Below are 13,678 nucleotides of genomic sequence, written 5' to 3' on the forward strand. Positions count from 1 at the left end.
GGAGGGCTATTTTTATACAACAAGACCTAAGCAATGCACTGTGCCGAGCAGTGCTATTTTTATTTGTGAGGTGTTGACATGGACAGTCAAACAGTAGCTTTAATAGGAATTTTATGTACGGTATTAGGTGCTTTTATAGGGGTGCTCACTTACAACCGTAATCGAGACAAGGATGTTAAGAACGATGCATCTGATTCAGCTGTAATACGCACGAAATTAGACAATATTAACGCTGGGGTAGAATCAATACGGATTGATATTAAAGCCCAAGAGATGCGTGTTACAGGGTTATCAGAGCGTGTGATTCGTGTAGAGGAATCAAGTAAACAAGCACATAAACGTTTAGATAAAATGGAGGGAATTACACATGAAAATTAATTGGAAAGTACGTCTTCAACATAAGCAATTTTGGGTGTCATTAATCGCATTACTTCTAGTGCTCGCTAATCAAACAGCAGGCATTTTTAATGTCGATATTACGATTTACAATGCACAAATCACAGCCATTTCAGAGACTGTATTAAGCATTTTAGGATTACTTGGTATTATTATCAACCCGACTACAAAAGGTACCTCAGATAGCGAACAAGCATTGAAATATGATGCACCTAGAAAGGACAATGTTAAATGAGTAAGATCATAGACATTTCGCACCATCAAGGTGATATTGATTGGGCTAAAGCAAGCAAAGACATTAGCTTGGCCATCATTCGTACACAGTACGGTACAAGCACTATAGACCGCAAGTATCAACAAAATATCGAAGGTTGTAAAAAATATAAAATTCCCTTTGGCGTTTATATTTACGTGACATTTAAAAATGCTACGGAAGCATTGGCACAAGCGAAAGATTTTTACAATCGAGCACAAGGTCATAAACCACTTTTTTACGTTGTTGACGTTGAAGAGGCTTTCGGAGCAAGTATACAAAATATCGTACAAGGCACACAGACGTTCATTGATTATTTAAAGGCAAAAGGCGTTAAAATCGGACTATACACTGGCCACCATTTTTATAAGCCGTACAAAATGGATACAGTCAAAGGCTACGATTTTTTATGGATTCCACGATATAGTGGCACAAGTGCACCTGGTAAAAAGCCTAATTTTTCATGTGATCTATGGCAGTATACAGACAAAGGTAATGTTCAAGGGATTAAAGGTAATGTGGATTTGAATTTAGTAAATGGTTCCAAACCTTTATCTTGGTTTACTAATAATGAGGGCAAGCATGAAGTGGCTCAAACTACAGAAGCGAAAGTAATGCTAAATGATGCCAAGTCCATCCCTGCAATCATTCAAGACGGAAGAACGTATGTACAAGTACGAGAGCTTGCAGATTTGTTAGGATTGAAGATAGTCTATAACGACGAGAGCGAAATAACGAAATTGTATGAAGTAAAATGATTAATGCCCAGGTACTCATTATTTTGAGTCTGGGCTTTTTTTATTTCCACAAATTAATTACTTAATAAAATACAAACCAAAATAAACCAAGACAGCTACATGCCATCTTGGTTTATTTTCATTTCTAATAATTCTTGTTTACGTTCTAACATTAATTCCGTGAGCTCGTCTAAATCTTCCTCCAAGGCGTGGTTTCTTATAAAGCTACGTGCTCCAGATCGTGCACTAAGATATTTAGCACGTTCTTTATTCTTCGCTTGCCAACGCTTATTCGCCTCAGTCTGCGGATTCTTCTTCATTAAATCCTCCTTTTTTAATATACTACGATGATCTTTAAAAGGAAGTGCCTGGATTTTTCCATAATTTACATTTGATAAAACGCAAACGTTTGTTCTAATATGTATACAAACAAACGTTCTTACTTAGAATAAGTAAATAAAAAATTACGAGACGCAATGGGAGGAAACTACGATGAGAGAAAACTACGATGGAATGCCAGATAGACCGATCATTTGCATCGATATGAAAAGTTTCTATGCCAGCTGTATCGCCATGCTCGAAGGGTTAGACATTTTAAAAGACCCAATAGCAGTCGTTGGTAACTTTAATCAACCTGGTAGTGTAGTACTTGCAGCATCCCCAGTAATGAAAGAACAATTCAAAATAAAAACAGGCAACAGACGTTACGAAATACCGAAGCATCCTGATATTAAGTTGTTTGAGCCTAAAATGAGTTTCTTTATTCAAATGTCGATGACCATCACACAACTAATCGCTAATTATGTACCTGTGGATGCCATACATGTGTACAGCATAGACGAGAGCTTTGTTGATCTAACTGGCACTGAAAAACTTTGGGGCACAGCTGAGGAAACAGCAAAGGAAATACAGCAAGCCATACTTGACCAATTTAATGTACCTAGCGCTGTAGGTATGGGACCAAATATGTTGATGGCCAAATTAGCACTTGATATTGAGGCAAAGAAAACTGGATTTGCTAAATGGACATATGAAGATATTCCCCAGAAGCTTTGGCCTGTTCGACCCCTTTCTGAAATGTGGGGAATCGGTAAGCAGATGGAGGCAAAGTTAAATGCAATGGGTATTCAAACGGTCGGTGGTTTAGCGAATGCTGATTTAGATGAATTAGAAAAGAAATTTGGCATAATGGGCAATCAACTCTATTACCACGCATGGGGAATAGATCTATCCAAATTAGGGGAGCCGTTAATAGCAAATGGAGCGTTAAGTTTTGGGAAGGGCCAAATGCTGATGAGGGATTATCACACACGTAAAGAAATCTCTGTAGTGCTCCTCGAAATGTGCGAAGATGTCATGAAACGTGCGAGGGATGCTGGATTTGTTGGGCGTACTATCAGTTTAGGCTTATCATACAGTCACAATGCAATGACTAAAGGGTTTCATCGTTCAAGGACTATCTCAAATCCGACAAATGAAACACTCGAAATATATAAAGTCTGCATTGAATTACTCGATGAACATTTTGCTGGTGAACCAGCTCGGCAACTATCTGTCCGTATATCCAACTTAGATCGAGAGCAAAGTATCCAATTAGATTTATTCGATGATCGAAAACCGCAACGACAGCTGATTGGTCCAACGATGGACGCAATACGCAATCGTTTTGGTGCTACAGCTTTATTACGTGCTGTTTCGTTTACAGATGCAGGTACAGCTATCAGCCGTGATCGATTAGTTGGTGGGCATTTAGCATAAGTTGAATACTTCAATCATTTAAGTAATGAACAGGTGCTCGAATGAGGCCTGTTTTTTGTTCAAAAAAAGCCACTCGATTGAGTGACCTACTTTTCATTACTTTACTTCAAAATCCTGACGACCTAATTCTTTACCACCAACACCTTGATTAGCTACTAAGGTTACAGGTGTTTCTAAATCATCTAATTCATAAGCAATGGCATTTTCAACAGTACCATCTTTTTTAATTGTTTCTAATTGAGTATCTAAAAATTTATCATCAGGAAGCATACCTACTTCTAATTCGTTTACAGAATTTGGGTTATTATCTTGGATTGCTGTAAATACAACTGTCCAAGCTGTTGTAGGATCAATGTCTTTGTCACTTAGATTTGTAGTGTTATACCAAATAGCAAATACAGGTTTTTCACCATATTCATTTCCAGTATCACCAACAGGGATTACTTTTGTTTGAGTAATATTTATTTTTAAATCTACTAATTTTGCTTCATTATCTTTAAAATAAATATCTTCACTTTTTGCTTCTTCTTCTATTTTGTCAGTAGTTACAGGTGTTTGAACATCCCCTTTTTGTGGTTCTTCTTTAGCTTTTTCTTCTCCACAACCAACCAACCCTAAACATAATACTAATGCAGCGCTAAAAATTATTTTTTTCATTGTACATAATCCTCCCTCTATATTTCCATTTTAGGAAATTTCGCAAAGAAAGTATACAAAAAACAGACAACCGTGACTAGTTATCTGTTTTTTTGAATTGAATGATCTCAGAAATATCCTCAATGTTTAGGGCATCGGCTATTTTCTCAAGTGCATTCTTATTTATACGAATTGTTTTATCATTTACTAATTCACTTATGGTACGAGGATTTAAACTTGTTCGCTCCACAAGTTTTTTTTGATCCCAGCCTCGTTTTTTTAATATTTCTCCTAGATTAGATCTTAATTCAACGCCCAATTTTATTCACCAACTTTCATGTCATTATGTTACTTTTATTATAAACCATAATTTACTTAAAAGAAATTAAATGTTGACATTTTACTTAAACGAAATTATGATTTACTTAATCGAAATAAATAGAGATGCATTTATTTTTTTAATTATTGATTTCTTTTAAGTAAATCGAGTGAAGAAAGGGTGATACCAAAATGCATATTTACGTAATCCATCTAAGTACAAAAAACGGAAACAAAAGCAAAGGTACAGCGATAGTAGTAGACATAGGTTATAAAAAATTAGAACGTGCCCAAAGTGTTTTAAAGAAAATTGGATTTGAAATGGTTGATGAAACTAATTTCAAAAAGATGACAGAGACAGGTAGTGAGCAAAAGGCTCAAATTGTTAAAGTTTATTTTTATGACTAGGAACAACAGGTAGTGAGGTGAATAACGGTGGCATTTGAATATTTAGCAGCATACACAACATTCGATTCAGTAGCAGATATGGATAAAAGTGTGGATGACCATATAGCAGCACACTACTATGATTTAACAGAATCAGAACGTGTCATCGTTTTTGCATTAGCTAGTCGTTCATTAGCACATCCTGGTGCTTGTCACTTAAAAGCTGAAACGATAGCCGAGCAAACAAGAACATCTAGAAGCACAGTAATGCGCGCTATAAAGAAACTTGTTGAGTTAAACATCATCGAGAAAGTTAAGCAAACAAAACTTAATGGAATCAAAGGAGCTAGCATTTATCGCATTTTACCCTACAGTGATACATCGAGTTTGAAACATCGAGAGAGAGTCGATGGTGCTAGTAATGACGCGGTTTGTCCTCCGCAATCTGAAAACCAAGCATCTAAATCTTTTAATCTTTTAAGTTCTAAACAAGCAAATAATATTATGAGTCTTGGCAATGAATTAGCTTTGCAAGCTGAAAAGAAAAAGGAATACATGAACGAGTACCAAAAGATGCTGTTCGATTTCATGCACTCGCTGCCATTAGTCGATGAATTGAAAGACCAATTACACAAATGCATATTAGCAACAAAAATGAACGATATACATGATTTTGTGAACGCTAAGGACGTTTTAGCTAACATTATCCGTGATATTGCGAACGGTACATTAACTATTGCTAGTACATTAAGAGCCGTATTTGTAGGGGCGTTTAATAAGGCTGTAGAGCGTTCTAGTATGAAGAAATATAAATCATCATCTATAGAAGAAACTCCTGTTAAAAAACGTCCAGTGCCTTTCTATAACTGGCTGAATGAGCGTGATAGCCGTCCACAATCAATAAGTACTGCCTCATTGGATAACTGGTTGGAATGGTAATTTTTATGCCCATTCGTATACCCGATACTGTGCTTGATTAAATGCCACCCGAGTATTGAAGTGGGCATATATGAAATGCTGTTGTGTCAATGGTTTGGACTGTATTTAATGATGCCCAATACAAGCAACTCTTACTACGTAAGAGAACCGTGATGCTGATGAAATTAAAGAAGGGATGAAAGTGTGCTGTTTGAAATATTAACAACTTCGTTAATGGGTGGAATTGCATTAAAAGCTTTCTCAAAGAGTAGGGGAATGACCTCTAATGACAGTGGAAAGATCCAGAGGATAATGTCACTCGCTGGATTAAACGTTCGTGATGGCAAGGATACTTTGACAACTCAATTGGTGAAGAAGAAACAGTTTGAATGGGGATGGGAATACAAATTCAGGATCCCCCTTGGACGTTCGTTCACTGATTATGAAGCAAAGCTAAAAGTACTTGAAGATGGGCTAAACAATCGCAGAAAAAATATTACCTTTAATGATTTACGACAACTGGATTTAAACAAAGACCTTCTTCAGCAACTACAAAGATTGTGGAAGACAAAACTGAATGAGCAAAAAGAAATTGAACTTGATTTTGATGGATTATTGATAATTCGAGTTTATGATAATCCATTGCCAAAGTCGGTACCATTCAGTAATGGCAAGGGTTGGGCAGTTCCAGTTGGAATTATAAGAAGCAAAAATACTTACAAATATCATGACTTTGAAATGGTGCCGCATGTAGTGTTAGGTGGTGCCACACGATACGGCAAAAGTAACTTCATCAATTCGATTATTACATCGCTAGTTCATAGTGAACCATCGTCTGTTAACTTCTATTTAATCGACTTAAAAGGTGGAGTTGAACTGTGCGACTATGAAAATATCAAACAGACGATTTCCATTGCATATGAGCCGTATGAGGCCCTCCACACATTACAGCAAGCTTATGAAAAGATGCGCGATATACAACGTGAATTAAAGCGCAGAGGAAAGAAGAACGTACAAGAGGCTTGCATAAAAGATCGTTACTTTGTAGTCATTGACGAGGTAGGAGAACTGAATGCTGCAGAATCAGTGACCAAAGAAGAGAAACGTTTAAAACTGGAATGCCAAACAATCATGAGCCAAATTGCACGACTAGGAGCAGGGCTAGGCTTTAGGCTAGTTGTAGCTACACAGTATCCAACTGGGGACGTCATCCCTAGACAGGTTAAGCAAAATGCTGATGCCAAGCTATGCTTCCGTGTGCAGTCGGCTATTGCTTCAAGGGTTGTACTGGATGCAGAGGGAGCAGAGGCATTACCAATGGTCAAAGGCCGCGCAATTTACCAAACTGCTGATAAAAGAGAAATACTTCAGACACCACTAATTACACCACAAATTATCCACGATACTATCCAACCTCATATTGTTACGAAAGGGGAGCGCGTTGAAGAAACAGCTATCCAGCCGAGACGAACAGATACTGTTACTTTTGAAGAAGTTTGATTTTATGACGCGCGATCAACTCAGCCGACATTTTAACCTTGGTAAAAAACGTAATACAAACAGGGTCCTACACAATTTATCCAGCTATCTATCATCCATTCGGGATGGTTACGAAACAATCTATTACCTTAATAATTTAGGTCGTCTTTATGTTGACTGTGACAAGATACGTAAGAAAGGCGGCCATGTGCAGCACACCATCATGCGCAATGAGTTCTGGCTGTTTTATAAAACTCCAAGGGACTGGAAAAATGAAGTCAAAATATCGGATGGTACCACTTCAATCATTGTGGACGGCATGTTTACGCGTAATGGATTTCAACATTTTTTAGAAGTCGATAATCTTCAAACGATGAAAGAAAACAGGGAGAAAATCAAACGCTATAAGGAGCTCATGCCAAGCGTTGTGAAGCAATTAGGTTATTACCCAACACTTGTATGGCTAACAACAACAGAATTGCGTAGACAGCAACTAGAAGCATCCTGTGGAGGGCTAAAGTGCAAGATGTACACAATAAATGAAATAAGAGGGGGAATATAGATGTTTAAAAAACGAATTAAACCTGAAGTAGTACCAGCAAATGAGTACACGGATTATAGTGATCGATTTGAAGGAGATGAAAAATATGCAACCTTAAGGCATGTAGCTGTAGCTGCATCAGTTCCAACATTAACAGCCGTTGGCACAGGATTATTCATGTTCAACAAATTCAATAACACTTATTCCTCCACAGCCATACCTGTAAGTGCACCAGTACAACAAGCAATAGAACCAGTCACTGCACAAATACCATCCACACTATCCACAATCCCTGTTAATACAATACCTCAACATACCGGAATCATTGCTGATAAGTCGTTAGAAATATTGGCAACTGCTTTAGATCCAGTTGTTCAAATATTAGTAGCGATTAGTTTTCCTATCGCTTCGGTGATCATGGTTGGTGCATGCTTCTTTTTCATGCTTGGTAATTCCGAAAAGGCTTGGAGCATGATTATGAATGCTGGGCTTGGCTATGTCTTGATAAACCTTAGTCCACTATTCTTACAAATATTAAAACAAATTGGTGAGGCTATTTAAATGGATGAATATGAGTATGATTATCTTTATTTAACTTTATTTACAAAGAAGTTTAACCCCACTTTAACCCCATGGACTATTTTTAAATGAAAAAAGCACCCTAACCAATTTGGTTAAGATGCTATATAAACCTTGATATAACAATATTTAAGTAAAAAGCCGCGTATGCCGTAGTTATTATAGAAAGTTTTAAACCACCACTCCTCAAAGTGGGTGTTCGCAGAAGTTTTCCTGCTTATCCTCATGCACCGTAGTGTGAGGCCCGTCATTCCAACTCCAATAATAAAACTCCCTTTTACAGCTTAAAGGTTAAAACTTAATATTATACGAACAATGCAGCCTTTATGGATATAATAAAGCATGATCGACGAACATGCAAGTAAGATGATTACTGTAAATTAGTCAATGGGCAAGTGTTCCAAATGGTGTAATCGACATCTAGAAATACCTTCAAAATGGTGCCACTGCTTCATATTTTTTTCACAAATACGAACGGAAAATACGAACAGTCTTTACTTATTATGATTGATTATGTAAAGATAGGAGCATAAAGAGGATTTTCCTAGAAAATATGTAAAGGAGGAAGCGGAAATGGCAGCTTATCCAAATTGTCCAAAATGTCATTCTGAATATACGTATGAGGATGGCGTAAACTATGTGTGTCCGGAATGTGCACATGAGTGGAGTATGAACGCATCAGAACAGGAGTCGGATGCACTTATTGTAAAGGATGCAAATGGCAATCTGTTAGCTGACGGCGATTCAGTTACCATTATTAAGGATTTAAAGGTGAAGGGTAGTTCTTCCACTTTAAAAATTGGGACAAAGGTAAAAAGTATTCGTCTTGTAGAAGGCGATCATAATATTGACTGTAAAATTGATGGCTTTGGTGCTATGAAATTAAAGTCAGAATTCGTGAAAAAAGCATAAAAACCAAAAGGCACCTAAACTTTAGAAATCAGTTTAAGGTGCTTTTTGTATAATTATTTATTGAAAAACCCTACGTAGTAGAATGGCAAAAGCAGCACCTAATAAGGCGAAAATTGTATGTAAAAGAGCGATGTAGCCGGCTGCAATCACGAGTGCTCCTATTTCTGCGAAGGAATAGGTTGTAATATAGAGCCCATTATTTAGATTATTAATGATAGCCCAAACAAATACAGGCACGGAGCTTATGATAAAGACAATCCAGATGTTTTTATAGAAAAGGTAAGAAAGACAACCGAAAAGTGCATATGAGATAACAAAGCCCTTTTGATTGCCGAGTAAGGATGAATTAATGGCAAACATAAAAGATAACACAATAAATATGATGTGAAAAAAGGATAATGTTCTTTTCATGGGTAAGTATTCATCTTGAGTTGGCTGTGAATGGGCTAGCCGCTGACATTGCTGACAAGTTGTTAGATGTTGTTCTACAAATTCTATCGTCGGTGCTTGGAGCTTTTGTTTTTTATAAAGAGGTATTAAATCTTCTACAATCGAGCATTCCTGTGACAATACTTTCCCTCCAATCCATGTCCTCTCATTATACGATTTTTTTTAGAAAATAAAAAAAGCCTTCCGTGAATTTTTCAATCGGAAAACTTGTACATGCATCTTATTTATTTGGCTTTAGTACTTCATCTGTTAAGGCTTGAATATCGATATGCGTTTTTTCCTTTACTGCATCCTTTAAAATTTCTGTGCGGAAATATTGCACTGTTGCTTCAAGTGGAATCGCCAAAAGTTTTGAAAGGGCTGATTGGTACATATAGACAAATTCTTTGTCAGTATTGCCACGCTTTAATTCAGCGAAAGCTTCATAAAATTGATCGAGCTTATCCGCAAATTCGAGCAAACGCCCCTCTAACGTATTGTCCTTACCTTCCTTCATCCGTTCAAAGAATATAGCCTGAAATTCTTGTGGAATTTCATTGATAATAAATTTTTCCATCATCTTTTCTTCCACATGTGCTAGCATTTGCTTTAGCTCTGGACTCGCATGTTTGACAGGGGTCTTTATATCTCCAATAAAAACTTCAGCAAAGTCATGGTTGATGGTTTTTTCATATAAGGACTTCCAATCCACTTCTGCTCCATTCATTTCTTCTAATGTTGCGAAGAACATTGCGTATTGTGAGACTTTCCAAGAATGGGCAGCCACATTATGCTCTTCGAACTTGAAGCGACCAGGGCAGCGAATGATACGCTCTAAGTCATTAAGGTTTGTAAAAAATTGATGAATTCCTATAAAAATCACTCCTTTTTGTTCTATAAATGCATGTTACTATAAACAATACCCTCTTTGTGCAGTTTTCAAACAATTTAACAATGATTCAAGCTGTGTTTACAAAGGATTCACAATTGCTGATAAAGTAGACTTAGGTTGGGTGCTATAATGTAGAGGACTGATGAAAAGGGGAGTACACATCATGTTTTCCATTTATACACTTCTTCTTTATATACATATTTTAAGTGCCGTTCTTTCGATTGGGCCTTTGTTCGTTGTGTTAACGATTGTTAAAAAAATGCGCACAGCTTCCAATGATGAAATGCCACCATATATAGAAGCGTTTAAAGGGGCTATTGCTATTGTTAAACATTCAGGACATGTCCTAGTAGCCTCAGGTATTTTGCTAATGTGGTATGCAGGCTATCATTGGAATACTTCATGGATTGTCATGACCTTCCTTGTGATGTTTGCATCCATTGTATTTTTAGCTAGAGCGTTTAAACCGACGTTACGTACATTTAATACGCCTTCTTATAATCAACAACAATTTGTTTCTCTTTTACAGCGTAAAACGTGGATGTATATTCTATTATTGCTTATCATGCTTTGGTTAATGGTAGCAAAGCCGATTTTCTGGTAAAAAGAGCATGGAACAAAAAGATTTTAGCCAATAAAACCCGGACTATTTGACAAAACACAATTAGTATCTTGTCATAGTTCGGGTTTTCTGCGTATATCTATTTGTTAATTGTATCTAGATTGCGTGATGGCCAAAGTTGTAGTCCAGCTTCTTTAGCTTACAAGGCGTTTAAAATAGCTTTTACGAATAAATAGGTAACTAATGAGGAAAAGCACAAAGAAACAGCAAGAGCTAGCCATGGAAACCTGTAAAAATGCCGTAGAGACCATTGTACGCATAGACAATAATGTCGTCAGCAATAGCATAATGGCAATAGTGAACGGCACAAATATAAGGATCGCTAACTCTTTGGCAATAACGGTAGCTAATTCTTTTTTGGAAAGCCCTAGCTTACGGATGCCAATATACTTTTCCTTCTCCTGTAGTAATGTAGTTTGCAAATAGAAATACAGTATACTCATGGCAGCACTTAAGAAAATTAAACTTAACATGGAGCCTATAAAGAACATGACGCTTTTGATAAACATCTCCGTGTCATACAAATCAATTTTGGAAGTAACATAACGTTCTCCAGGTAGAGATGGTATGTTTTTAGTAATTATATTCGCCAATTCTATATGGGCAGCCCAGTTGTCTAGCTCATAAATATAGGTTTTATAAACTGGGTAGTCTATGGCTTGGTAGATGCTGTCAGGTACAATGAAATAACTATGCTGGAAACCAGTAGATAGCAGATTTTGCTCAATCGTTTTAGTAAGTTTGAACAACTTTATATACGGGTCACTGGCATTGTCTGTTATAGTCGCTACACCTCGACTTCCTGCTACAGCAATAAATTCATTTTGATGTAGGACATTTTCCTGTTGTTGTAACAGGTTATAAACCGATAATGCCATATAGCCAATGCGTTGAGCCTCATTTGATTTAAATTCAATAAAAAACTTTTGTGCACGAACCGATGATAGATTATTTTCAAGATAATCAAGATCAGTCTTTACCATATTGTCGTCAGCCTTTGGATCAGCAATGTATTGAAAGCTATACGGGTAATTTTCTTCACTATCCTTTTTTACATTGTAATAAGAGCTAAATAAAATGCTAGTGCATAGAAAGACACCGCTTAATAGGATAGTGATTAGAAACAGCATATTTGCATGTGATTTCATTTTTGCATTTAAATTGGATGCCAACAGCATATTCGTTTTACGAAGATAGGCAGGGGACCTTTCAAATATTTTTAAAAATAGCCTCAAGCCCTGTGCGATGACTAAATGAATTGTACAAAGAATACTAGTGAAAAATAACAGATAATAGAGAATACCTAGCGTGTCTACAATGGCATGCTCGGTTTTTAAGAAGTACGCTAATATACCAGTTATCATTATGCTTAAAATGAACAACACATAATGCGGCTTAATCGATTTTTCGATAATCGTATCACTTTTTAAGAGCTGAATAGATGCTTCTTTATTAATGAACCTCGTTATGACTGTCGATATCACCACAAATAAAATCAGAAATAAGCCAATCGTTAAGCCAATTGCTTGTAGAGGCATGTACATACCAAACGTTTCTGCCTTTAAAACAACCTTTGCCCCCATTAAAAAAAGTGGCGTAATGACAAGTCCGAGAACGATCGCAAATAGAATAGCTAAAATGCCAATTAACAAATTTTCTCGGAATACAAGCTTACGAATTTGCTTCATGGAAGCTCCCGTAATCATAAATATTCCTAGCGTTTTGGTCTTCTTACGTAAAAACGCCATAATTGAATAGGTGATATAAATAAAAGAAAATAAATAAACGAGCATACTAGCTAACATCAGTGAGATACCAAGTGTCGAATCGGGGTCTAAGCTTTTCAGACTTGGATGAAAGACGATCACAGAAAATAAAAAGAAAATAATAATGGAAAACATGCTACTTAAGAAATAAGAAACGTATGTCCATTTGTCCCGTAAAATATTTTGAAGGACGATGTGATTAAAGCTCATGATGCCCACCACCTAAAAAAGCAAGCGTATCCATTATTTCTTGGTAAAATTGCTTGCGGTTGTTGCCACGATGTATTTCATTATACAACTTGCCATCTTTCATAAAAATAATTCGATTGGCGAAGCTGGCTACATAAGGATCATGGGTCACCATGAGAATAGCTGTTTTGAGCTCGTGATTAATGGAGGTAAATAAGTTCATCACATCATTGACCGCCTTTGAATCTAGATTTCCTGTAGGTTCATCTGCTAACAATAGGCTAGGTTCATGAATAACAGCTCGAGCTATGGCTACTCGTTGTTTTTGTCCACCTGAAATTTCATAAATACGTTTAGGTAACAGTTCCTCGATACCAAGAAATTGAGCGACATGCTTTAAGCGCTGATGCATTTTGGGTGCAGGAAAGCTATCTAATGTTAATGGCAATAAAATATTTTCTTTCACTGTTAGTGTATGCACAAGATTAAAATCTTGAAAAACAAAGCCTAGTTCAGAGCGTCTAAACTGGGCGAGTTCTTCATCATTTAAGACATAGGGATTTCTATTATTGATGATGATATCACCAGCAGTAGGCCGATCAATAGTAGATACACTATTTAAAAATGTTGTTTTTCCACTACCAGAAGGACCCATGACAGCTACGAATTCCTGTTGACTTAGCTGAAAATCAATTCCGTTTAACGCTTTATATGTGAGCTCACCGATATATTCTTTTTGTAAATTGGTTACTTGAAGTATTGTATTCCCCACTTGAAACAACTCCTTTATGATCATTAGATAACTTTAGTATAAAAAAGGAGCGGGATATAACCTATTTCGCTTGATGACGTGAAGATGACAAAGT

At 36.6% G+C, this 13,678-nt stretch carries 18 protein-coding genes and 1 other RNA gene; 11 read left to right on the top strand and 8 right to left on the bottom strand.

All coding sequences use genetic code 11. The annotated features are described in order from the left end of the window. Window positions 1-78 precede the first annotated feature (78 nt). From MHI22_RS18215 to MHI22_RS18225, 3 genes are read left to right on the top strand one after another with little or no spacing between them, the layout of a single operon-like run. Window positions 79-378 (top strand): hypothetical protein, encoded by a 300-nt coding sequence (locus tag MHI22_RS18215; RefSeq protein WP_237497350.1) that lies wholly within the window; start codon window positions 79-81, stop codon window positions 376-378. Continuing rightward, window positions 368-631 (top strand): phage holin, encoded by a 264-nt coding sequence (locus MHI22_RS18220; RefSeq protein ID WP_340812494.1) that lies wholly within the window; start codon window positions 368-370, stop codon window positions 629-631. The genes MHI22_RS18215 and MHI22_RS18220 overlap by 11 nt, the downstream gene beginning before the upstream one ends. Next, on the top strand, window positions 628-1,407 hold the full coding sequence (locus MHI22_RS18225) for a GH25 family lysozyme (RefSeq protein ID WP_340812495.1): 780 nt from the start codon (window positions 628-630) through the stop codon (window positions 1,405-1,407). The genes MHI22_RS18220 and MHI22_RS18225 overlap by 4 nt, the downstream gene beginning before the upstream one ends. 95 nt (window positions 1,408-1,502) lie before the next feature. Here the strand turns inward: MHI22_RS18225 and MHI22_RS18230 are convergent, their stop codons facing one another. Further along, the gene (locus MHI22_RS18230) at window positions 1,503-1,706 is read right to left on the bottom strand and encodes a hypothetical protein (RefSeq protein WP_340812496.1); all 204 of its coding nucleotides are present in this window, start codon (window positions 1,704-1,706) and stop codon (window positions 1,503-1,505) included. A 172-nt stretch (window positions 1,707-1,878) separates the two neighbouring features. Between MHI22_RS18230 and MHI22_RS18235 the strand changes: the two genes are divergently transcribed. Then, complete coding sequence (locus tag MHI22_RS18235; RefSeq protein ID WP_340812497.1) at window positions 1,879-3,144, top strand: Y-family DNA polymerase; 1,266 nt, start codon at window positions 1,879-1,881, stop codon at window positions 3,142-3,144. Window positions 3,145-3,240: 96 nt separating this feature from the next. On the opposite strand, the gene MHI22_RS18240 is transcribed toward MHI22_RS18235, so the two are convergent. Both MHI22_RS18240 and MHI22_RS18245 read right to left on the bottom strand, forming a co-directional pair. Continuing rightward, the gene (locus MHI22_RS18240; protein ID WP_340812498.1) at window positions 3,241-3,801 is read right to left on the bottom strand and encodes a DUF5067 domain-containing protein; all 561 of its coding nucleotides are present in this window, start codon (window positions 3,799-3,801) and stop codon (window positions 3,241-3,243) included. Window positions 3,802-3,877: 76 nt separating this feature from the next. Further along, window positions 3,878-4,099, bottom strand: a complete 222-nt coding sequence (locus MHI22_RS18245; RefSeq protein WP_340812499.1) for a helix-turn-helix domain-containing protein — start codon at window positions 4,097-4,099, stop codon at window positions 3,878-3,880. A 191-nt stretch (window positions 4,100-4,290) separates the two neighbouring features. Here MHI22_RS18245 and MHI22_RS18250 point away from each other — a divergent pair, with 191 nt between their 5' ends. The 5 genes from MHI22_RS18250 to MHI22_RS18270 all read left to right on the top strand — a co-directional run bounded on the left by MHI22_RS18250 (window position 4,291) and on the right by MHI22_RS18270 (window position 7,984). Then, window positions 4,291-4,506 (top strand): hypothetical protein, encoded by a 216-nt coding sequence (locus MHI22_RS18250; protein ID WP_340812500.1) that lies wholly within the window; start codon window positions 4,291-4,293, stop codon window positions 4,504-4,506. 27 nt (window positions 4,507-4,533) lie between these two features. Further along, window positions 4,534-5,424, top strand: coding sequence for a helix-turn-helix domain-containing protein (locus MHI22_RS18255; protein WP_340812501.1), 891 nt, complete (start codon window positions 4,534-4,536; stop codon window positions 5,422-5,424). A 291-nt stretch (window positions 5,425-5,715) separates the two neighbouring features. Continuing rightward, window positions 5,716-6,903, top strand: a complete 1,188-nt coding sequence (locus MHI22_RS18260; RefSeq protein ID WP_340812502.1) for an FtsK/SpoIIIE domain-containing protein — start codon at window positions 5,716-5,718, stop codon at window positions 6,901-6,903. A 4-nt stretch (window positions 6,904-6,907) separates the two neighbouring features. Then, window positions 6,908-7,444: a replication-relaxation family protein gene (locus MHI22_RS18265; RefSeq protein WP_340812503.1), complete on the top strand. Its 537-nt coding sequence runs from the start codon at window positions 6,908-6,910 to the stop codon at window positions 7,442-7,444. Then, the gene (locus MHI22_RS18270) at window positions 7,445-7,984 is read left to right on the top strand and encodes a hypothetical protein (protein WP_340812504.1); all 540 of its coding nucleotides are present in this window, start codon (window positions 7,445-7,447) and stop codon (window positions 7,982-7,984) included. A gap of 152 nt (window positions 7,985-8,136) precedes the next feature. On the opposite strand, the gene ssrS is transcribed toward MHI22_RS18270, so the two are convergent. Further along, window positions 8,137-8,329, bottom strand: a non-coding RNA gene (gene ssrS / locus MHI22_RS18275) — 6S RNA. A gap of 246 nt (window positions 8,330-8,575) precedes the next feature. On the opposite strand from ssrS, the gene MHI22_RS18280 reads away from it, so the two are divergent. Further along, complete coding sequence (locus MHI22_RS18280; protein WP_036117890.1) at window positions 8,576-8,914, top strand: zinc ribbon domain-containing protein YjdM; 339 nt, start codon at window positions 8,576-8,578, stop codon at window positions 8,912-8,914. A 57-nt stretch (window positions 8,915-8,971) separates the two neighbouring features. On the opposite strand, the gene MHI22_RS18285 is transcribed toward MHI22_RS18280, so the two are convergent. Then, on the bottom strand, window positions 8,972-9,484 hold the full coding sequence (locus MHI22_RS18285; RefSeq protein ID WP_101966956.1) for a zf-HC2 domain-containing protein: 513 nt from the start codon (window positions 9,482-9,484) through the stop codon (window positions 8,972-8,974). Window positions 9,485-9,584: 100 nt separating this feature from the next. Beyond that, entirely contained in the window at window positions 9,585-10,226 is a 642-nt protein-coding gene (locus MHI22_RS18290) for a YfbR-like 5'-deoxynucleotidase (RefSeq protein ID WP_080717022.1), read from the bottom strand. Window positions 10,227-10,398: 172 nt separating this feature from the next. Between MHI22_RS18290 and MHI22_RS18295 the strand changes: the two genes are divergently transcribed. After that, window positions 10,399-10,839 carry a DUF2269 family protein gene (locus MHI22_RS18295; protein WP_036117885.1) on the top strand — a complete coding sequence of 147 codons (441 nt, stop codon included), beginning with the start codon at window positions 10,399-10,401 and terminating at the stop codon, window positions 10,837-10,839. Between the two features lie 152 nt (window positions 10,840-10,991). Here the strand turns inward: MHI22_RS18295 and MHI22_RS18300 are convergent, their stop codons facing one another. Together MHI22_RS18300 and MHI22_RS18305 are read right to left on the bottom strand one after the other, a co-directional pair. Then, window positions 10,992-12,833 (bottom strand): ABC transporter permease, encoded by a 1,842-nt coding sequence (locus MHI22_RS18300; protein WP_340812505.1) that lies wholly within the window; start codon window positions 12,831-12,833, stop codon window positions 10,992-10,994. Further along, complete coding sequence (locus tag MHI22_RS18305) at window positions 12,823-13,584, bottom strand: ABC transporter ATP-binding protein (RefSeq protein WP_340812506.1); 762 nt, start codon at window positions 13,582-13,584, stop codon at window positions 12,823-12,825. The genes MHI22_RS18300 and MHI22_RS18305 overlap by 11 nt, the downstream gene beginning before the upstream one ends. Window positions 13,585-13,678 lie beyond the last annotated feature (94 nt).

Source organism: Lysinibacillus sp. FSL L8-0312, from assembly GCF_038003285.1.
GTDB lineage: Bacteria > Bacillota > Bacilli > Bacillales_A > Planococcaceae > Lysinibacillus > Lysinibacillus fusiformis_D.

Coding starts and splice junctions, on each gene's coding strand:
- MHI22_RS18220 (WP_340812494.1), top strand. CDS start 368: ATGAAAATTAATTGGAAAGTACGTCTTCAACATAAGCAATTTTGGGTG.
- MHI22_RS18270 (WP_340812504.1), top strand. CDS start 7,445: ATGTTTAAAAAACGAATTAAACCTGAAGTAGTACCAGCAAATGAGTAC.
- MHI22_RS18225 (WP_340812495.1), top strand. CDS start 628: ATGAGTAAGATCATAGACATTTCGCACCATCAAGGTGATATTGATTGG.
- MHI22_RS18280 (WP_036117890.1), top strand. CDS start 8,576: ATGGCAGCTTATCCAAATTGTCCAAAATGTCATTCTGAATATACGTAT.
- MHI22_RS18265 (WP_340812503.1), top strand. CDS start 6,908: ATGACGCGCGATCAACTCAGCCGACATTTTAACCTTGGTAAAAAACGT.
- MHI22_RS18250 (WP_340812500.1), top strand. CDS start 4,291: ATGCATATTTACGTAATCCATCTAAGTACAAAAAACGGAAACAAAAGC.
- MHI22_RS18215 (WP_237497350.1), top strand. CDS start 79: ATGGACAGTCAAACAGTAGCTTTAATAGGAATTTTATGTACGGTATTA.
- MHI22_RS18240 (WP_340812498.1), bottom strand. CDS start 3,801: ATGAAAAAAATAATTTTTAGCGCTGCATTAGTATTATGTTTAGGGTTG.
- MHI22_RS18230 (WP_340812496.1), bottom strand. CDS start 1,706: ATGAAGAAGAATCCGCAGACTGAGGCGAATAAGCGTTGGCAAGCGAAG.
- MHI22_RS18295 (WP_036117885.1), top strand. CDS start 10,399: ATGTTTTCCATTTATACACTTCTTCTTTATATACATATTTTAAGTGCC.
- MHI22_RS18235 (WP_340812497.1), top strand. CDS start 1,879: ATGAGAGAAAACTACGATGGAATGCCAGATAGACCGATCATTTGCATC.
- MHI22_RS18300 (WP_340812505.1), bottom strand. CDS start 12,833: ATGAGCTTTAATCACATCGTCCTTCAAAATATTTTACGGGACAAATGG.
- MHI22_RS18260 (WP_340812502.1), top strand. CDS start 5,716: ATGTCACTCGCTGGATTAAACGTTCGTGATGGCAAGGATACTTTGACA.